Annotated in this window: 18 protein-coding genes; 2 read left to right on the top strand and 16 right to left on the bottom strand. The window is 62.6% G+C overall.

Translation table 11 applies throughout. The annotated features are described in order from the left end of the window. Positions 1 to 9: 9 nt before the first annotated feature. From trbJ to O987_RS09955, 16 genes are all read right to left on the bottom strand, one after another. Complete coding sequence (gene trbJ / locus O987_RS10030; RefSeq protein WP_003056124.1) at positions 10 to 765, bottom strand: P-type conjugative transfer protein TrbJ; 756 nt, start codon at positions 763 to 765, stop codon at positions 10 to 12. Next, on the bottom strand, positions 762 to 3233 hold the full coding sequence (gene trbE, locus O987_RS10025; RefSeq protein WP_043372001.1) for a conjugal transfer protein TrbE: 2472 nt from the start codon (positions 3231 to 3233) through the stop codon (positions 762 to 764). Before trbE ends, trbJ begins: the two co-directional genes overlap by 4 nt. A 14-nt stretch (positions 3234 to 3247) precedes the next feature. After that, on the bottom strand, positions 3248 to 3520 hold the full coding sequence (locus tag O987_RS10020) for a VirB3 family type IV secretion system protein (protein WP_003056130.1): 273 nt from the start codon (positions 3518 to 3520) through the stop codon (positions 3248 to 3250). Beyond that, positions 3517 to 3903, bottom strand: coding sequence for a TrbC/VirB2 family protein (locus tag O987_RS10015; RefSeq protein ID WP_003056137.1), 387 nt, complete (start codon positions 3901 to 3903; stop codon positions 3517 to 3519). Before O987_RS10015 ends, O987_RS10020 begins: the two co-directional genes overlap by 4 nt. Next, a complete protein-coding gene (gene trbB / locus O987_RS10010; protein WP_043371999.1) occupies positions 3900 to 4949 on the bottom strand; it encodes a P-type conjugative transfer ATPase TrbB in 1050 nt (349 codons plus the stop codon). The genes O987_RS10015 and trbB overlap by 4 nt, the downstream gene beginning before the upstream one ends. Further along, the gene (locus O987_RS10005; protein WP_003056139.1) at positions 4946 to 5410 is read right to left on the bottom strand and encodes a ribbon-helix-helix protein, CopG family; all 465 of its coding nucleotides are present in this window, start codon (positions 5408 to 5410) and stop codon (positions 4946 to 4948) included. Before O987_RS10005 ends, trbB begins: the two co-directional genes overlap by 4 nt. Further along, a complete protein-coding gene (locus O987_RS10000) occupies positions 5407 to 7416 on the bottom strand; it encodes a conjugal transfer protein TraG (RefSeq protein WP_043371996.1) in 2010 nt (669 codons plus the stop codon). The genes O987_RS10005 and O987_RS10000 overlap by 4 nt, the downstream gene beginning before the upstream one ends. 216 nt (positions 7417 to 7632) lie before the next feature. Beyond that, complete coding sequence (locus O987_RS09995) at positions 7633 to 7860, bottom strand: EexN family lipoprotein (protein WP_003056142.1); 228 nt, start codon at positions 7858 to 7860, stop codon at positions 7633 to 7635. Between the two features lie 25 nt (positions 7861 to 7885). After that, positions 7886 to 8800 carry a LysR family transcriptional regulator gene (locus tag O987_RS09990; protein ID WP_012204568.1) on the bottom strand — a complete coding sequence of 305 codons (915 nt, stop codon included), beginning with the start codon at positions 8798 to 8800 and terminating at the stop codon, positions 7886 to 7888. Between the two features lie 42 nt (positions 8801 to 8842). Next, on the bottom strand, positions 8843 to 9265 hold the full coding sequence (locus O987_RS09985; RefSeq protein ID WP_012204569.1) for a diacylglycerol kinase: 423 nt from the start codon (positions 9263 to 9265) through the stop codon (positions 8843 to 8845). 11 nt (positions 9266 to 9276) lie between these two features. Continuing rightward, positions 9277 to 10920 (bottom strand): phosphoethanolamine transferase, encoded by a 1644-nt coding sequence (locus tag O987_RS09980; RefSeq protein ID WP_046984619.1) that lies wholly within the window; start codon positions 10918 to 10920, stop codon positions 9277 to 9279. 26 nt (positions 10921 to 10946) lie between these two features. Next, a complete protein-coding gene (locus tag O987_RS09975) occupies positions 10947 to 11735 on the bottom strand; it encodes a phosphatase PAP2 family protein (RefSeq protein WP_227472611.1) in 789 nt (262 codons plus the stop codon). Continuing rightward, positions 11716 to 13014, bottom strand: coding sequence for a TolC family protein (locus tag O987_RS09970; RefSeq protein ID WP_230391045.1), 1299 nt, complete (start codon positions 13012 to 13014; stop codon positions 11716 to 11718). The genes O987_RS09975 and O987_RS09970 overlap by 20 nt, the downstream gene beginning before the upstream one ends. Next, positions 13011 to 13331 (bottom strand): DUF3240 family protein, encoded by a 321-nt coding sequence (locus tag O987_RS09965; protein ID WP_003056157.1) that lies wholly within the window; start codon positions 13329 to 13331, stop codon positions 13011 to 13013. Before O987_RS09965 ends, O987_RS09970 begins: the two co-directional genes overlap by 4 nt. Next, complete coding sequence (locus O987_RS09960; protein WP_043371994.1) at positions 13328 to 16423, bottom strand: efflux RND transporter permease subunit; 3096 nt, start codon at positions 16421 to 16423, stop codon at positions 13328 to 13330. Before O987_RS09960 ends, O987_RS09965 begins: the two co-directional genes overlap by 4 nt. A gap of 13 nt (positions 16424 to 16436) precedes the next feature. Then, on the bottom strand, positions 16437 to 17660 hold the full coding sequence (locus O987_RS09955) for an efflux RND transporter periplasmic adaptor subunit (RefSeq protein ID WP_043376323.1): 1224 nt from the start codon (positions 17658 to 17660) through the stop codon (positions 16437 to 16439). Positions 17661 to 17981: 321 nt separating this feature from the next. Between O987_RS09955 and O987_RS09950 the strand changes: the two genes are divergently transcribed. After that, the gene (locus tag O987_RS09950; RefSeq protein ID WP_033460303.1) at positions 17982 to 18533 is read left to right on the top strand and encodes a cytochrome b; all 552 of its coding nucleotides are present in this window, start codon (positions 17982 to 17984) and stop codon (positions 18531 to 18533) included. Positions 18534 to 18574: 41 nt separating this feature from the next. Further along, on the top strand, positions 18575 to 19282 hold the full coding sequence (locus O987_RS09945) for a VIT1/CCC1 transporter family protein (RefSeq protein ID WP_021028154.1): 708 nt from the start codon (positions 18575 to 18577) through the stop codon (positions 19280 to 19282). Positions 19283 to 19288 lie beyond the last annotated feature (6 nt).

The raw sequence follows: 19288 nt of genomic DNA, 5'->3' as shown, positions 1-19288 counted from the left end.
CAGCCTCCGTCAGCGGTTGTAGAAATTGACGGGCTGCGGCGTGTACGGCGTGCCTTCGCCCAGGAAGCGGCGCGTCACTTCGCGCCCGCGCTCCGTGGCCGCCGCCTGCCGCGCCAGTTCCAGCGAGGCCGCGCGGTCTTGCGTGATCTGGAGCCGCTGCGTCTGGATCGACTGCTTGGCCTGCAAGGCCAGCAACTGGTTCATGGCCTGCATCGCTTGCAGCGCGCCCTCGGCCGACTGGCTCTTGCCCACGAGGTCGGCCAGCACGCTTTCGTCGTCGCTCAGGTTCTGCGACGCCTGGGCCTGCATCTGCATGGTCGTTTGCAGGCCGTTGAGCGTGTTCTTCCAACGCTCCTGCGCATCGAGGTACATCTGATTGCCGCTCACCGTGGCGGCGTACTTCTCGGGATACAGGCGCACGAATTCGCGGTCGATGCTTGTCACTTCGTAGGCCAAGCCCTTGGCCTGCGCGATCAGTCGCTGGGTGGTCGCCAGGTTCGCGCGCAACTGGCCGACCACGCTGGACGGCAGGCTGGCCAGGTTGCGCGCCTGGTTGATGAGCATCTGCGCTTCGTGCTGGAGTTGCTGGATCTGGTTATTGATCTGCTCCAGCGTGCGAACGGCGGTGAGCGTGTTCTGCACCAGATTGGTCGGGTCGAGCACGATGTCGCCGACGCCGAACAAGGCGTGGGCGGGTTGCGCGATGCCGAATGCGAGCACGCAGGCGGCGGTCAACGCGGCGAGCTTGGGGGTATGCAATTTCATAGTTGGTTCTCCTGGGGGTGGTCAGCGGTACGGAGGGAACCCGGCGCGTAGCCGGGGAACGAGGGCAGCAGGTCGGCCGCCCAATCGAGGCCGCGATGGCGCAGCCAGGCGCCCGCGAAGCCGGGCACGCCGGCGTCCTGCGGCACGCGGCCAAGAACCTCATCAATGGCGCGCTGGTCTTGCGGCGTGGAAGCACCCGCGAAGGCCAGCGTCGCCGGCCCCAGGTCGAGGTCGAACACGCGGTTGCCGAGGCGGGATTGGTAGTAGTAGTCGCGCTTGGGCTGCGCGGTGGCGACGATCTCGATCTGCCGGCTGTTGAGGCCGAAGCCCTCGTAGATCGCGCGAATCTGCGGTTCGGTCGCTTGCGGGTTCGGCAAGAAAATCCGGCTCGCGCAGCTTTCGATGATGGCCGGCGCGATGGCCGAATCCTTCACGTCCGCGAGCGACTGCGTGGCGAAGATGACACTGACGTTCTTCTTGCGCAGCGTCTTGAGCCACTGGCGGATGCGCGCCGCAAACACCGGGTCATCGAGGAACAGCCAGGCTTCATCGAGGATCAGCAGCGTGGGCGCACCATCCAGCCGCTCCTCGAAGCGCGCGAACAGGTAGCGCAGCACCGCGAGCACAGCAGCCTTGCTGTGCATCAGCTCCTCCATCTCGAACGCCTGCACGTCGGATGTGCCGAGGCGGTCGTGGTCGGCATCCAGCAGCCTGCCGTGCGCGCCGCCCAGGACGTAGGGCGCGAGTGCCTGGCGCAAGGTGTTCGATTGCAGCAAGGCCGTCAGGCCCGTGAGCGTGCGCTGCTCCACCGGCGCGCTGGCCAGGCTCCCCAGCGCAGACCAGATGGCCGCCTTCTCGTCCGGGCCGACGGCCGCGCCTTCGTGCAGCAGGCGGCCTTCCACCCATTCGCTGGCCCAGGTGCGGTAGCCCTCTCGGTCGATGCGCGCCAGCGGCTGGAAGGCGATCTCGTCGTCCGCGCCCAGGTCGTAGTGCTCGCCGCCCATGCCCAGGATGGCCGCGCGGATCGAGCGCCCCATGTCGAAGGCGAAGATGCGCGAGCCGCGATAGCGGTGGAACTGCATCGCCATCGTCGCCAGCAGCACCGACTTGCCCATGCCGATGGGGCCAACCACCAGCGTGTTGCCCACGTCGCCGATGTGCGTCACCAGCCGGAACGGCGTGGCGCCGTCTGTGCGCGTGACGATCAGCGGCGGCCCATCGAGATGCGCATTGCGTTCCTGGCCGGCCCATACCGCCGACACCGGCATCATGTGCGCCAGGTTCAGCGTCGAGACGATGGGCTGGCGGACATTGGCGTATGCGTTGCCCGGAATGGACGACAGCCACGCATCCACGGCGTTGAGCGTTTCGGGGATGGTGACGAAGCCGCGCCCCTGGATGACGCGCTCCACCATGCGCAGCTTCTCGTCGGCAACGGCGGCGTCCGCGTCCATGACGGTGACGGTCGCCGTCAGGTAGCCGAAGGCGACCTGATCGCTGCCCAGCTCCTGCAAGGCAGCATCGGCGTCGGCGGCCTTGTTGTTGGCGTCGGTATCGACCAGCGGGCTTTCCTGCTGGAAGATCGTCTCGCGCAGCAACGCGATGACGTTCTTCCTTTTCGCAAACCACTGGCGGCGCAGTCGGGCGAGTTCTTTTTCCGCCTCGGCTTTGTCGAGGCACAGAAAGCGCGTACTCCAGCGATACGCGAAGCCCAGGCGGTTGAGGTCGTCCAGAATCCCCGGCCAGGTCGAGGTCGGGAAACCGCGCACCGACACCACGCGCAGGTGCTGGTCGCCCAGCATCGGCGCCAGGCCACCGACCAGCGCGGAATCGGTCAGCAGCGCGTCGATGTGGAACGGCACTTCGGGAACGCCGACGCGGTAGCGGCGCGTCGAGACGGTCGAATGCAGGTAGGTCAACGTCTGGCTGTCATCAAGCCAGGCGATCTCCGGCATCACGCCATCGAGCAGGTCGAAGATGCGATCCGTTTCAGCGACGAAGGCGTGCAGCCGCTCGCGCCAATCCACGCCTTCGGTGGGCCGGTTTTCGTACAGCAGGCCCGCGGCCCGAGCACGGGATTCCTCGGACGGCAGGTAGGCCAGCGTCAGGTGATAGCCGCTCTCGAAGTGGTTGCCCGAATCCTCGAAGGCGGCGCGGCGTTCTTCATCGACCAGCCAGGACAGCGGTTCGGGGAAATCGGAGTGCGGGTAGTCGGCGGCAGACCGGCGCTCGGCTTCGATGAACAGCGCCCAGCCCGAACCCAGGCGGCGCAGCGCGTTGTTCAAGCGCGCCGATGTGGCGATCAGCTCGCCTTGCGTCGCGCTGTCGAGGTCGGGGCCACGAAAGCGCGCCGTGCGCTGGAAGCTGCCGTCCTTGTTCAAGACGACGCCCGGTGCCACCAGTCCGGCCCAGGGCAGCCAGTCGGCGAGCAAGGCCGGTCGCTGGCGGTATTCGGCGAGGTTCAGCATCGCGGCGTCCTCCCCTACACGTCCAGCAGCGGGCGGTGCTTGATGTGCCGCGCGAACACGGCCATGAACTGCGGATCGACGCGCGCGCCCCGCATCGCCAGCGAATGGCCGACGATCCAGAGCACGACACCGGGAATCCACAGTTGCAGGCCTAGCCCGACAGCGGCGGCCAAGGTGCCGTTGGCGATCGCCACGGTGCGCGGTGCGCCGCCCAGCAGGATCGGCTCGGTGAGCGAGCGATGCAGCGGCACCTCGAACCCGGCCGCGAAGGTGTCCGGGGCACTCATACGACGGCCCCGCCCGAGAAGCTGAAGAACGACAGGAAGAACGAGGACGCGGCGAAGGCGATGCTCAAGCCGAACACGATCTGGATCAGCTTGCGAAAGCCGCCCGACGTGTCGCCGAACGCGAGCGCGAGGCCCGTGGCGATGATGATGATGACCGCGACGATGCGCGCCACCGGCCCCTGGATGGATTCAAGGATGGATTGCAGCGGGCCTTCCCACGGCATCGAGGAACCGGCGGCCTGTGCAGTGCCCGCAAGCAGCAGCATGAAGGCAGCGAGCATCAAGCCTTGCATGGCCGGGCGGGCCAGGCCATCCAGCCGCGCGGGACTGGAGCGGCGGGAAAGCGGATTTACAGAAATACGGAAAGCATCAACGTGCGTCATGGCAGTTCTCCAGAAAGGTCGAGGGATGGGGAAGTCGCCGCAGCGGGTGCGGCATCGGGAAGTGGCGGCAGCTCGGGAAACGGCGCGTCCATCGCATCCGCCAGTCGGTAACCCACGCCGTCGAAGCCGACGACGCGGGCGATGCTCTCGATGCGGCGCTTGCGTCCGCGCCCGGCGATGTGGATCACCACGTTGACCGCCTCGGCGATCAGCGCGCGGGGCGGGTTCACCGCCACTTCGAGAATCAGTTGCTCCAGGCGCAGCAGCGCGCCGAGGGCGGAGCCGGCGTGGATCGTGGCAATGCCACCCGGATGGCCCGTGCCCCACACCTTGATGAGATCCAGCGCCTCGGCGCCGCGCACCTCGCCCACGACCACGCGGTCAGGCCGCAGGCGCATGGACGAGCGCACAAGCTCGGTCATCGACACCACGCCTGCGCGGGTGCGCAGCGGAACGTGGTCGCGGGCCGCGCATTGCAGTTCCACCGTGTCTTCGAGCACCAGCACGCGGTCGCCCGTGGCGGCGATCTCGGCCAGCAGCGCATTGGCGAGCGTGGTCTTGCCGCTGCTGGTGGCGCCGGCGATCAGGACGTTCTGCCGCTCGCGCACGACACGAACGAGAAAGCCCGCCTGCGCGCTGGTCATCATCCCGTCGATGACGTACCGCTCCAGCGGAATCACACCGATGGCGCGCTTCCGCAGCGCGAAGGCCGGCCCTGGCGCGGCGGGCGGCAAGATACCCTCGAAGCGTTCGCCGGTTTCGGGCAGTTCGGCGGACAGTAGCGGCTGGCCGCGATGGACTTCTGCGCCAACGTGGGCGGCGACAAGGCGGATGATTCGCTCGCCGTCCGCCTCGGACAGCTCCACGCCCATCGGTGCGCGGCCCGATGAAAGCCGATCCACCCAAAGGGTGCGATCAGGATTGAGCATGACTTCCACCACGTCCGGGTCTTCGAGCGCGGCAGCGATCAGCGGCCCCATCGCCGTGCGCAGCATCTGAATGCGGCGGTCGAGCGAGGTGGCGAAGGACGAAGGTGCGACGCTCATGAGGCGCGCTCTTGCGCTTCGGCAACTGCCGCCGCGTCATCCATCCGCGCCGGGTCGGGGTGCAGTTCCTCCACCACATCGCGCACCAGGCTTCGACCGCGCAGCAGGTGGCGACCCAACTGTTCAACGAACTGCTCGAAGCGCGCTTTGCCCTGTGCGCGTGCCGCGTCTTGGTGCGCCTCGGGAACTGGCGTGCTGACCGTGAGGTAATAGCGGATGAACAGCGCCAGCGTTTCGATGGCGATGTTCTGGTCGCGCTCCATGCGCTCGGCCTGGCGCGAGAGGCGATCAAGCCGCTTGGCAATCGCTGCCTCGCGCTGGTCGGCAGCATCGGGCGACAGCCACGATGCGAGCGCCGCCGCGACGATGCTGGATTTCGATACGCCTTTCTTGGCGGCCAGCTCGTCCAGACGCTTGGCATGCTCCGGCTGGATGAACAGGTTGAGGCGGTAGTGGCTCATAGCTCGATTCCGTCGTTGGGGTCGAGGGAAGCCAGCCGGGCCGTGCGCTGCATGGCCGGGTCAAGCTGGCGAGGAAGGGGAAGCGGCAGGTCGTCATCGTCATCGAGCAACCCGAGGTCGGCTGCGGACGCGGCCAGCTCGGGGTCGTAGGCGACGGCTTCGGAAAGTTCGGGCTGACGGCGCGGTCCGCCGTCGTCGGCCGAACCCAAGTGCTCCAGGCCATCAGTAGGTGCAGTGGCCGCTGCGGCAGGCACGGCGGGAATCGCCAGCCCGCTCCAGTCGTCGGCTCGCGAGGGCGGAACGTCGGCATAGCGTCCGGCCGCAAGCACGGGCGGCGGCAGCACGCGCCGCTTGAAATTGGTGTCCGCGTAATAGCGCAGCTTTTTGGCCTTGATCGGCGCCACGCTGGACACCATCACCACGGCTTCATCCGGCGGTAACTGCATCACTTCGCCCGGCGTCAGCAGTGGGCGCGCGGTCTCCTGGCGCGACACCATCAGGTGGCCCAGCCACGGCGCGAGCCGGTGGCCTGCGTAGTTGCGCTGTGCGCGCAGCTCGGTTGCAGTGCCCAGCGTTTCGGAGATCCGCTTGGCCGTGCGTTCGTCGTTGGTGGCGAACGTCACGCGGACATGGCAGTTGTCCAGAATCGAATGGTTCTGCCCATACGCCTTGTCGATCTGATTGAGCGACTGCGCGATGAGAAAGCTGCGAATGCCATAGCCCGCCATGAAGGCCAGTGCCGTCTCGAAGAAGTCGAGCCGCCCGAGCGCCGGGAACTCGTCAAGCATCAGCAGCAGCTTGTGGCGGCGCTCGATGCCGTCGGAGCCATCGAGCGATTCCGTCAGCCGTCGCCCGATCTGATTGAGGATCAGGCGGATCAGCGGCTTCGTCCGCGAAATATCTGAAGGCGGCACCACAAGGTACAGCGATACCGGATGCTCGGCCGCGATCAGGTCGGCAATCCGCCAATCGCAACGCGACGTGACTTCGGCCACCGTAGGGTCGCGGTACAGGCCGAGGAACGACATGGCCGTGCTCAACACGCCGGAACGCTCGTTGTCCGACTTGTTGAGCACTTCGCGCGCCGCCGATGCGACGACCGGATGCGGGCCATAGCCGAGATGCGGCGTGGTCATCATCCGGTGCAGCGTCAGCTCGAATGGGCAAGCCGGATCGGAGAGGAAGTTGGCGACGCCGCGCAGCGTCTTGTCCTCGCCCGCATAGAGCACGTGCAGGATGGCGCCGACCAGCAGAGCATGGCTGGTCTTCTCCCAATGGTTGCGCCGCTCCAGCGCGCCTTCGGGATCGACCAGGATGTCCGCGATGTTCTGCACGTCGCGCACCTCATGGGCGCCGCGACGCACCTCCAGCAGCGGGTTGTAGGCCGCTGACTTCGCATCGGTCGGGTTGAACAGCAGGCAATGCGAGAAGCGCGAGCGCCAGCCTGCGGTGATCTGCCAGTTCTCGCCTTTGATGTCATGGATGACGGCGGACGCGGGCCAGCTCAACAAGGTGGGCACCACCAGGCCCACGCCTTTGCCCGAGCGGGTTGGTGCGAAGGTCAGGACGTGTTCCGGACCTTCGTGGCGCAGGTACTGGCGTTCGTGCTGGCCGAGGAACACGCCGTCCGGCTGCGTGAGACCGGCCTCGCGAATGTCATCCGCGTTCGCCCAGCGCGCCGAGCCGTAGGTCGTGACCAGGCGCGATTGCCGCGAGCGCCAGATCGACATGCCGATGGCCACCAGCACGGCCACCAGGCCGCTGCCACCCGCAATGGCGCCGCCGATGTCAAAGACGCTGGGCGCGTAGGCATCGAAGAAGAACCACCACTCGAACAGCCGCCACGGGTGATAGACCGGCGTACCGAAGAAGTCGAACCAGGGCGAGCCAAGGCGTAGCTGATAGCCCAGGGCGGCGGCTGTCCATTGTGTGGCTGCCCACACGCCGGCGATCACGATGCCGAATACCACGGCGATCTGACCGAACAGCACGTTCGTCCCTTGCATGATCCCGCCTCCAATCACGGCACAACAACGTGCCGCGTGCATCAGGATCAAGGCGTGTGCATAGGTCGGTCAAAGACCGTTATGGCGGGGATTTAGGCCGAAAAAGCCTGATTTCTTGCAGGAGCGAAGGCAATAAAAACGCCGCAGACGGGAGCGCGTTGCGGCGTAGTGAGGTGTCAGCGAGAACTTTGTCGCTGCGAAGCGACTACAACAGAGCTATTTGGACTTCTGCTCAGGTCGGTCACCGAAGAAACGCCGATTGGCGGCTTCGGCAGCACGGCGGCAAAGTTCATCACCGACTTTTGTGCGATCTTCCTTGCATTGCCGTTGAATCTCCTTGATGCGCTCGGGATGCGCCGCGAGGAAATCCACGGTTTCCGAAGGTTGAGACGAGCCACATGCGGTCAGTGCGACGGTCAGCATCAGTAGCATCACTCTGTTCATGATTCCAGTCCTTTCGTCGGATGGTTCAGGCATCGTCGGCAGCGTCGATACCGTCTGCCGAATCAATGAAGGCCACACGCTCGATGAACCGAGCCAGCATCTCGGACGGCTCCGCATCGCGGCGTAGCAGATAGGTCGTAAGCATGTATGGCTTGCCTGCCAAGCGGCGGGCCACGACACCCGGCTCGCGGCTGGAGGCGATATGCGCCTCGCCCGCTAGGCCCAAAGCCAGGCCAGCGGAAACCAGCGTCATCATCACGTCGAAGGTTGCCACGCGCTGCGCAATCAGCGGCTCCTGATCGAGCTTGCGCAGAAAACGATCGATCTGCCGCGCGTGGCCTTCGCAGACCGCCGGGTCGCCCAGTGCCAACGGATAGCGCAGCACTTCTTTCAGCGGAACCTGTTTGAAGGCGAGCACGGGATGGCGGGCTGGCACCGCTACCATCAGTTCATCTTCCCAAGCAGGTGTGACCAAGATCCCATCGCCTCCATCCTCTGCCATCGAAAAACCTACGTCATACAGATCTTCATGCAAACCCTTGATCTGCAGCCCGAGCGGCACCTCAAACAGACGCATCTCAACTTCAGGGTCCTCTTCACGGCATCGCGCCAGCAAAGTTGACAATCGTGTGGGTGTTACACCATCAGACAAGGCAATGCGTAACTGGCCTAAAAATCCGTTGGTGGCCGACTTGACGCCATCACGGGCCTGATCCAATGCGGTAAAAATGCGCGGGACATGCTCCAAAAGCTGTCGCCCGGCACGGGTTAGTTGAGTGCTTCGGGTAGTACGAATGAATAAACGAGCACCAAGTTCCTCTTCTAATTCTTTGATAGTGCGTGAAAGTGGAGATTGGTCGATATGTAGTCGTTCAGCGGCGCGAGCGAAATGAAGTTCCTCCGCAACGATGAGAAAGCAGCGAAGATGTCGAAGCTCCATTGTGCTCACTCCACTTTAATTCGTCTAATTTCATTTGCGCGGCTAATTAATCAGCCTTTGCCAGAGTGCTGACAGCCAAACCCCCCCAGTCAGCAAAGTGGCTAACAGCACGGCAGCGCTTCCCATGTCCTTTGCACGCTTTGATAGCTCATGCCATTGAGGGCCAATACGATCAATCGCCGATTCCACAGCAGTATTGAGTAGCTCCACAATCATCAAAATAAGGATACTTCCTGAGAGAAGAGCGACTTCGACCCATCCCTGCCCCAACCAGAAGGCCAATGGGACCAACACAAAGGAAAATACTGACTCAAGTCTAAAGGCCGGCTCATTCCATCCAGCGCGCAATCCCTGAATTGAGTAATGGGACGCATGCCAAATTCTCAATATTCCTCGGCGAGATTTTTGTTTATTTTCGAATGCGGACATGGAATCAGCTGCGATTGTGTGTTTTTTATCTTTCATGAGAACAACTCTTATATATTCTTATCATCACAGCCAAAGAAAAAATCGAAATTCCTATCGTACTCACTTGTTTTAACCTGCATTAGCCCCAAGACAGACGAAAACAATGCGTCGTGATTCGCATAAGAGCGGGCTCGCTCACTCAAACAGCCAATATTCAGCCCTCGACTTTGAGTAAACGTTGAAGAGAACCACATAACCAAAGGAACACGAGTCTGCTCTTGTGGAGCAATCGCATAAGGCATGCCGTGCAGAAAAAGTCCCTTCTCGCCCAGGGATTCGCCGTGATCCGAGACGAATATCATAGCTGTGTCGTAGTCGGAAAGGCCCTGCAATTTTTTAATGACTTGGGTTAGGAAATGATCTGTGTAGAGAATAGCGTTGTCGTAGCTATTCACAATCTGTTCGCGGGTGCATTTCCCCATTTCCGGTGTGTCGCATGTTGGGATGAATTTTCGATACGCTGCTGGGTATCGTTGAAAGTAGCTGGGGCCATGATTTCCAAGCTGGTGCAAAAAAATCACACGATCACCGGGATTTTTGCGAGCCTGAGCTGGTAAGTCTTCAAGCAAAATCTCATCGAAACACCGACCATCAACGCATAAAGAGGAACTTTGTGCATTCCCTAGGCTTTGATATTCGAGACCATCGCACACCCCTTTGCAACCTGACTGGTTATCTCTCCATAAGGTGGTAATACCGGCGCGCTCCAGAACATGCAGTAAGGATTGGTGTGAGCGAATCTTGTCTTCATCGTAGTTTCGGCGACCAAAGGACGAGAACATGCAAGGCACAGAAACCTCGGTATTAGTTCCACAGGAGTGCATGTCGGAGAAATTGATCACACCCATCTGAGTCAATTGAGGCGTTGTTTCGCGTGCATAGCCGTTCAATCCCCAGTTTTGGGCGCGAGCCGTCTCGCCTACGACAAAGACTAATAAACGTGGCCGACTGCCTTCGGGCCTGACTGTTGCAACGGCATCAGCTCCAATGGGTATTTTTTCGGCGGACTGCGTGATAGAGGAACCTGTCAGTGCCTTCGGCAAACCCACCAGATAGTTTCCCGGTGTAATCAAGTATCGCACTTCGCGATGATTTCTCATCAGTGCGGACATGTCCTGAAATGACAGCATGACACCGCCCGAAATCATCAGTGTCGAAAACAGCATCAATCCCATACGCCACACGGTTGCTTTCAGCCAAGTACGCCCGAGCAATCGGATTCGCCAAAGAAAAATAATCGGAACTACTGCCAGTAGGCTTAGTGGAGCAATCAATGCAGGCGTCAGTAGCTCGCGACTTTCCTTGAAGTCTGTGGCTAGAACATTGCGCAACATGCTCGAATCGAGGTAGATATGAAAGCTGCGCATGTAATGTGTTGCGAGGGCAGAGGCAACAAAAAGCACCGCAAGTAAAACCTTGGCATTCCAGCGCCACACAACCAAACTCAACAGCAGACTGTGAATTCCCACCAGAAACAGCAGTACGGATGTACCCATGCGTAAGCTGGACTGGACGCCTAAGGCGCTACTCCAAAATAGACCATTGCAGGCTAGTGCAAAGAAAATACTGGTCATCAAGATCAGCCACTCGACGCTGCATTGTGGTCGCCAATGGCTTAGGTCCTTGAGGTTTGCAGTTCTGAATCGCGGCATCAGACCGAGAGCCTGTTTGAAAGTTCTCATGCTTGGAACCCCGATGAATAGACATCGCCTGAGCCATCAACAAACCAGCGTTGCCAGACCATGAAAAGACCCAAGGCAACGACCCAACAAATCAGGAGCGTCCACAAGTCATGGGAAAGGAAGTGGGCTCCGCGCACCTGCTGGGTCCATCCAAAGATGGCACCTATCATCAAACTTGCAGCCAAGGCCATCCAACGCCAGGCAGGACGAACCATCAAGGTAAAGAAATATAGGCTGACCCATGCATATCCGGCACTTGCATGCCCTGCGGGAAAGCACACACCGCGCGGCATACCGGGCGGGCGTGTTTCAAACAGGCCCACAAACACTCGCGCTCCGCCATAGCGCACCAAGTTCCAGGGGCAATCCATGTTAGTGAACGATTTCAGCGCCGAAACCGTCAGTGCCCCGATCAAGTACGCACAAAAAAGATACAGTAGCGGCCAGCGTAGGTATGCCGAGCATTTGTTGCTACGTTTTTTTCTCCAAGCCCAGATGCACGTTGCTGCAACCGCAATTGCCAGGAAGGTGGAAAGATTCTTCCCACCACGATGCAGCAGGTTGCTGGTTAGCCAGGCATCCCGCAAAGCCCATCGGCTGCCCTGCAAGCGATAGAGATGATCGGCGACCCAGAAGTCCCCACCGCCATCCATCAATAGACTGCTGATGATCAGCGCCGCACCCGCTGGTAGCGCTAAATGAGTGATTAAGAATCGAGGTGCGAATGGTGCGTTGGATAGTGGGGCGTTGCCCAGTAGTCGGGATTCATTGAGGGGCATCGGCATGTGCCCCCTTCGAATGCCACAGCGCATGCGCATCGATACGCACCAGTGCTGACGCTTGCAGCGCATCGATGCGAGCCTGTGCCTCACCGAGGCGTGTCTGGCGCAGGTTTCGCAACGTCAAGAGGTATTCGGCCAAGGGGGCCTCTCCCAGTTCCCAAGCTCGCCGCGTGCGGTTGCTGGCCGTGGTCTGCGCGGCCAGCGCCTGCGCGAATGACTGCCACTGCGTGCGCTTACTTTCAGCTGCCTGCGCGGCTACCCACGCACTTTGCTCCACCGCGCGCCGCACGCCGAGCGCCTCTGCCTCTGCGGCAGCTGCGTTGGCGCTTTCCGTGGCAGCCATTGCACTGCGATAGTCAGTGCCAAATGGCACCGTCAGGACAACGCCAATGACACGTTCCGTCCCACCGCGTTCAGACATCATCCGTACCCCGACTGTGGGGTCGGGCGTGCGGTTGGCGCGAGCTCGCTCGGCCACCTTGGCAAGGCGCGCTGCCTCTCCATCGGCAATGCCGATTTCGACGCTTTGTCGCACAATTCGCGCCAGCCACTCCTGTACCCCGCCCGGCAAAGGATCGGGATCTGGCAGCGTGGATGGCCGCGCGGGAGTCTCAATGCCCGGGAACTCGATCACCATCGTTTGTCGTGCTGCCCGTTCTGCGTCGCGCGCAGCGCTAACCTGGGCTGCAAGCATCGCGCGTTCGGCTTGCAGAACGTCGCTGTCCCGCTGCGCTGCATCGCCCAGGGCCACGCGGCGGGCCATTGCTTCCTGCTCACGTCTAAGCAACTTTTCCTGAGCTTGCATCTCGTCGGCTACGACGAAACTGCGCAGCCATCCGGCCCAGACTTCCAACAGTCGCCTTGCCATTTGGTGCTCGGCATCTTCAAGGCGCATATCGGCCACCCTACGGGTGCGGCTGCCGATGTCCCGATCTATACGCGCCTTGTTTGGCAAGCGAACAGCACGGCTGAGCTGGATTTCCCATTCGTTGTAGCGACGCGCTTCGTTGGTCACGTTGCGACGTTGTAGGCCACTACTGAGTTCAAATTCGTGGCTACCGGCTTCAAGGGCGCTTTGCGTGGCGGCCGCCGCGTCCAAGCGAGCGGCTGCGGCATTCACGACCGGCTGGATTTTTATCGCCGCTTCGACTTGCGCCTGCGCAGGCAGCCACGAAAGATCATCGGCGCGCGCTTGCGCGGGATGAAATGTCAAAGCCGCGATAGCCACCATGACGGCACCAGTCGGTAGTACCAGGCTGCATCCTTTGTTTTTACTCGTCATACCAGTCTTCCACTTGCCAACACCGACTCCACCCACCAGCGGACATCGCTAGACGCGATGCGCTGGCGCAGATGCGCCAGGACCTGTTCCAGTTGTTCATATTCGATCAACACCCAAATGACGCGCCGATCCACACGGCCGCGAACCTTCTCGCGAATGGACGCGCGCGCGAAGTCGCCGGTATGCCCTTCGGCGTGCAACAGGGTGAACCCTGGCAGCACCGGGTCGGCCATCAGGGCATCGGTGACGGCGTCTTCGAGCGTGGGTGGAAACACCAGATTCAGGCGCACCAGTTGCGCTTCTTTCAATCCGTTCATGCGTGGACTCCTTGTTGTGAGGAGATGGCCTGGCCGAATCGCCGGTACAGCACCGGCAGCAGGACCAGGGTCAGCGCAGTGGAACTGACCAGTCCGCCAATCACCACGATGGCGAGTGGGCGCTGGATCTCAGAGCCAGGGCCACTGGCCAGCAGCAGGGGCACTAGGCCAAAGGCGGTGATGGAAGCCGTCATCAGCACGGGGCGCAACCGTCGCAGCGAACCTTCGCGCACCACCTGTTCCATGGGCAGGCCTAGCGCGTGCAGGTGGTTGAAGTGCGTCATCAGCACCAATCCGTTGAGCACGGCGATGCCCAGCAGCGCGATGAAGCCGACCGAAGCAGGCACCGACAGGTACTGCCCCGACAGCCACAGCGCCGCCACGCCGCCGACCATGGCAAACGGCACGTTGCCGAGGATGAGCGCGGCCTGCCGCACCGAGCCGAAGGTCATGAACAGCACGAAGAAAATCAGCCCCAGGGCCACCGGCACCACCATGCCAAGGCGGGCCGCTGCGCGTTGCTGGTTCTCGAACTGCCCGCCCCATTCGACGCGGTAGCCGGGCGGCAGCGGCACGTCGCGCGCTACGGCGGCGCGCGCTTCATCCACGAAGCCGACAAGATCGCGCCCGCTCACGCTGGACTGGATCAGCGCGAAGCGCGAGCCGTTCTCGCGCCGCACCAGCACGGGGCCATCAGTGGTGGCGATGCGCGCCAGCGAGGTCAAGGGGATTTCGCCCTGATCGCCGCGGGCGAGCTGCAAGTCCTTGAAGCGCTCGGCCGAGCCGCGCAGGCGGGCGTCGCCGCGCACCACGATCGGCGTGCGCCTGTCCGGCTCAATCACCAGCCCGGCCGGAACGCCTTCGAGTTGCGCGCGCAACTCGTCCTGAACCTGTGTCACGGCCAGCCCGGCGCGCCCCGCCGCCTGCGCATCCACCTTCACCTGCAGGTATTCCACGCTGTCGCTGGCCTGGGTGAGCACGTCGCGCGCACCGGGCACTTTCTCGATGCGAGCGGCCATGCGCTGCGCCAGATCGCCCAGTGTTTGCAGGTCAGGGCCGAACAGCTTGACGGCCACGTCGCCCCGGCTGCCGGTGAGCATTTCCGAGATGCGCATCTCGATGGGCTGGGTAAAGCCGAATTCCAGGCCGGGGAAGGCATCCATCACCTTGCGTATCTCGGCACTCAACGCGTCCTTGTCGGCTGCATGCCAATCCTTGCGCGGTGCGAGCTGCATGAACAGGTCGGTTTCGTTCAGGCCCATCGGGTCGAGCCCCAGCTCGTCGGAGCCCACCCGCCCGATGCTGTGCCGCACCTCGGGCACCGCCGCACCGATGGCCTTCTGCACCGCCAGGTCAATCTCCAGCGAGCGCTGCAACCCAATGGACGGGGGTTTTTGCAGTTGCAGCAGGATATCGCCCTCGTCCATCGTCGGCATGAACGCCTTGCCCGTGCCAAGGTAGGCCACCACACCCAATGCCAGGGCCGCGATGGCGACCGCCGATGCGCGTAGCGGGTGGTGAAGCGCAGCCTCCAGCAGCGGTTGGTACAGGCGCGTGGCCCAGCGCATCACCCACGGCTCGGTGTGAGCATGTTCCTTGAGCAGCAGCGAGGCCAGCACCGGCACCAGCGTGAGCGACAGCAGCAGCGAGACGCCCAGGGCGAATACGATGGTCAGCGCCACCGGCACAAACAGTTTGCCTTCCAACCCTTGCAGTGTGAGCAGGGGCATGAAGGTCAGACAGATGATGAGGATGCCCGAGGCCACAGGCATGGCGACCTCGCGCGCCGCGGCGAATATGCGGTGCAGGCGCGGCTGGTGCGCACTGGGCGCGTGCGGGTCGAGCCGACTGACGGCGTTTTCCACCACCACTACGGCAGCGTCCACCAGCATGCCGATGGCGATCGCGAGGCCCCCCAAGCTCATCAGGTTGGCGCTCATGCCGACCAGACGCATCAGCAAGAAGGTGCCCAGTGCCGCCAAAGGCACCATCACCGCCACAACCAGCGCGGCGCGAAGCTCGCCGAGGAACAGAAGCAGCAGGATAACGACCAGTACCGTCGCTTCCAGCAAGGCGCTTTCCACCGTGCCCACGGCGCGCTCGATCAGCGTGCTGCGGTCATAGAACGGCACCACCTTGACGCCGGGCGGCAGGCTGGGAGTCACCTCGTCCAGCCGGGCTCGAATGGCTTTGACCAGCGCCGAGGCATCGGCCCCGCGCAGCGCCACCACGATGCCTTCCACCGCTTCGCCCGCGCCGTCCCGGGTGACGGCGCCATATCGCGTCACGCCTTCGATGCGCACCTGGGCCACGTCGCCCAGGCGAACTGGGGCCGTACCATTGGCCCCCGCGCGCAGGATCAGACGGGATAAATCGTCCAAAGTGTGGATCGCGCCTTCGGCGCGCACGATCAGCGTGTCTTCGCCTGCATCCAGGCGGCCCGCACCGTCATTGCGGTTGTTGCGGCCGATCGCCGTGATGACATCAGAGAAGCTGAGGCTCGCAGCGGAAAGCCGTGCGCGATCCGGCACCACAGCAAAGCTCTTGGCTTCTCCACCCAGCACGTTGACATCAGCAACACCGGGCAGCGTGCGCAGGGCCGGGCGCAGCGTCCAGTCCAGCAGGGCGCGGCGCTCGCTCAACGTGAGGCCACCGCCTTCGATGGTGAACATGAACACGTCCGACAGCGGTGTCGAAATCGGCGCCAGCCCGCCGCTGACGCCTTCGGGCAGGCTGCCCGAAACGCCGGCATAGCGTTCAGCCACCTGCTGACGCGCCCAGTAGATGTCGCTGCCTTCGGCAAAGTCCACCGTGATGTCGGCGATGGCGTACTTGGCCGTGGAGCGCAACATCACGCCCCGGGGCACGCCGAGCAACTCCATCTCCAGCGGCGTGATCACGCGCGACTCCACCTCCTCAGGCGTCATGCCAGGAGCCTTGATAATCAGCTTGACCTGCGTGGGGGAAATATCCGGATAGGCGTCGATCGGCAGTTGCAGGAAGGCCGCTAGGCCCGCACCCGCCAAAGCCAGCACGCCAAGCAGTACCAGCGCACGTTGGCGCAGGGAAAATTCAATCAGACGGGACAACATGCGTGGTCGCCCCTCATTGCAATGGAATCATGGATTTGAGCAGTGCCGTACCGCGCACGACGACCTGCATGCCTGCCGCAAGCGGCGCAGTGTCTGGCGAGACTGCACGCACGGCGCTTGACGCCTCTGATTCGTCTTGCCCCAGCAGTTGCACCGGAACAGCGCGGACGCGTAGGTCGCCTTGCTTGTCTTGCGATGACGGCTCAGCAACGTAGACCACGTGGGCGCTGCCCGCTGGCAGCAGTGCGGCCGATGGCACGCTCAAGGTGCCCTGCGGTGCTGGCAGCAACAGCGCGACACTGATCTGCTGCCCGGCCGCATAGCGGTCTGCCCCTGCCTGATCTGCATCGACGCGGGCACGTACCCGCAGGCTCTGACTACTGAGGTCAGTGTCGCCACCAACAGCCGTCACGCGAGCGATCGTGCCATCGGGAAGACGCACTTCCAAGCCTGGGTGGAGATCTGAGCGCCAGCGCAGCGGAACCGCGACGCTGACATCCAGCGGGCCAGGCTGAGCCACTATAAAGGCGATGTCGAGCGGCGCGACCGCCTGCCCGAGGCTCAGGTGACGACGCATCACCCGCCCGGACAAAGGCGCCAGCAATTCATACTCGCCGGCCTGCCCGCCGCTAACGGGTCGAAGCCGTGCGAGGGCGCCATTGGCCTCTTGCAACGTACTTTGCGCAGCCGCTGCGCGCGCCTGAGTTTGCTCGTTGCGCGCGGCGGGGATGATGCCCTCGGCGAGCAGGGCAGCATCGCGCCTGGCCTGCGTGGCGGCTGCGGTCGCGTCCGTGCGGGCACGCGCCAGATCGGCTTGCGCCGCCAGAACATCCTTGCTCTGGATGCGCGCCAAAGCCTGTCCTTGGCGCACTGCGGCACCTTCATCGACCAGAACGCGCGTCACCACACCGCCATAGGGTGCCACAACCTGCGCGCTGGCCGAGAGCGGTGCCACGGTCTGCGCGGGCAAGCCATCCAGCGGTATTGCTGCGGCGTCCTTGACGATGGCGGTTTCCACGCCCTGCGCGCGGAGTTGAGCGGCGTTGAGCTGAACGCTGCCAGCACTCGGCTGGGCGACGGCTTCGTTCGCGTCTTTATCGGCTACGGTTGTCTGCTGCGTTGCCCAAGCCCACCAGCCGTACCCTACGGCAGCCAGAACTGCCACACCGACGGCGGACAGGGCCAAGGTCTTGGTTCGGCTGGAGGTGCCCGCCGCTTTCAAGGTCGGGAAGCTCATGCTTGTGCCGCCCCAAATGACGTAGAGCAGAGTAGAGAGCACACAGCGCGAATTGAAAATTCGTCGCATATGAAGCGGTGCGCGAGGTTAATGAGGCGAAACATGCGGTCGATCTCTTGTAAAGATCAGCTCATGTTCTTCGGTGAAGCTTTGAGAAAGCTTTGGAGAAAGCGAAATTTTCTCTGTACGATCTATTCAGAAAAAAACCGCTTGTCTTGAGCCACAAGCTGCCGGCAAGTTGACTTCTCAGTCACTTGATCCGATAGCCAGGATAGCCAGCGGTTCGCTTTTTTGCCATCTCAAACATCGGGGCCATGCGCCATGGACATCAAGAATTCCGAATACCGTTTCAGTCCCTTGGTCATAGGCTTGCACTGGCTGACCGTGATTCTCATCATTGCGGTCTATGCGAGCATGGAATTGCGCGGACTGGCACCCAAGGGAGCCTTGAGAGACGCCATGAAGTCCTTGCACTACCTGCTGGGCCTCAGCGTTCTGGTGATCGTCGTGATCCGTATCGGGGTGCGCATCCAGGCGGGCGTGAAGCCCGCGATCCAACCACCCATGCCACGCTGGCAGGCCACGCTCGCCGATGGCATGCACTATGCGCTCTACAGCTTCATGCTCGCCATGCCGCTGCTCGGATGGCTCACCTTGAGTGCGGCGGGCAAGCCGATTGTTCTGTTTGGCTTGCCCGTTCCCTCTCTGATCGGCACCGACGTTGCTTTGTCGCGCCAACTCAAGGATGTCCATGAGGCGCTGGCGACATTGGGCTATGTCTTGATCGGATTGCATGCGATGGCGGCGCTGTTGCACCACTACGTCATGCGTGACAACACACTGGTTCGCATGCTTCCCGGTCATCGCACCTGAACTGCTGGCCTTGGGCTGCTTCACATGGATTTGATTTTTCAATGACAAAATTTCATCATCGCGCTCACCCTGAAAGTCATCGCACTGAACATATCGGATGGCTACGCGCAGCTGTTCTGGGTGCCAATGACGGCATCATTTCCACGGCCAGCCTAGTTGCAGGCGTGGCTGCGGCCCATGCAAGCCATGCCAGCATCATGACCACGGCCATCGCGGGGTTGGTAGCCGGTGCCATGTCCATGGCTGCAGGCGAATTCGTATCGGTCTATTCACAAGCTGATACGGAGAAGGCGGATCTGGCGCGGGAACGTGATGAACTGAAGAACAGTCCGGAAGCCGAACATCGCGAACTCACGGCCATCTATGTTCGGCGTGGCCTGGATCATCGACTCGCGGATCAGGTCGCCACGCAATTGATGGCGCATGATGCGTTGGGCGCGCACGCGCGCGATGAATTGGGCATTTCTGAAACCTTGAGCGCTCGCCCGCTGCAAGCCGCCATGGCGTCCGCTGGAAGCTTCGCCGTGGGTGCGGCCATGCCGCTGGCCGTGGTTCTGTTGGCGCCGGAGCAGAGCCTGCTCTATTGGATCGTCGCGACGGCGATTGTCTTCCTGGCCCTGCTCGGCGCTGCGGCTGCTGCCGTGGGTGGTACGCCGCTGTTCAAAAGTGCACTGCGCGTCGCGTTCTGGGGCACATTTGCCATGGCGGTGACAGCGGGCGTGGGAGCCATGTTCGGCACCGCGGTGTAAATCTGC

Origin of the sequence: Comamonas testosteroni TK102 (genome assembly GCF_000739375.1) — a bacterium.
Taxonomy (GTDB): Bacteria; Pseudomonadota; Gammaproteobacteria; order Burkholderiales; family Burkholderiaceae_C; genus Comamonas; species Comamonas brasiliensis.
This window is presented reverse-complemented; position numbering and strand designations above follow the sequence as displayed.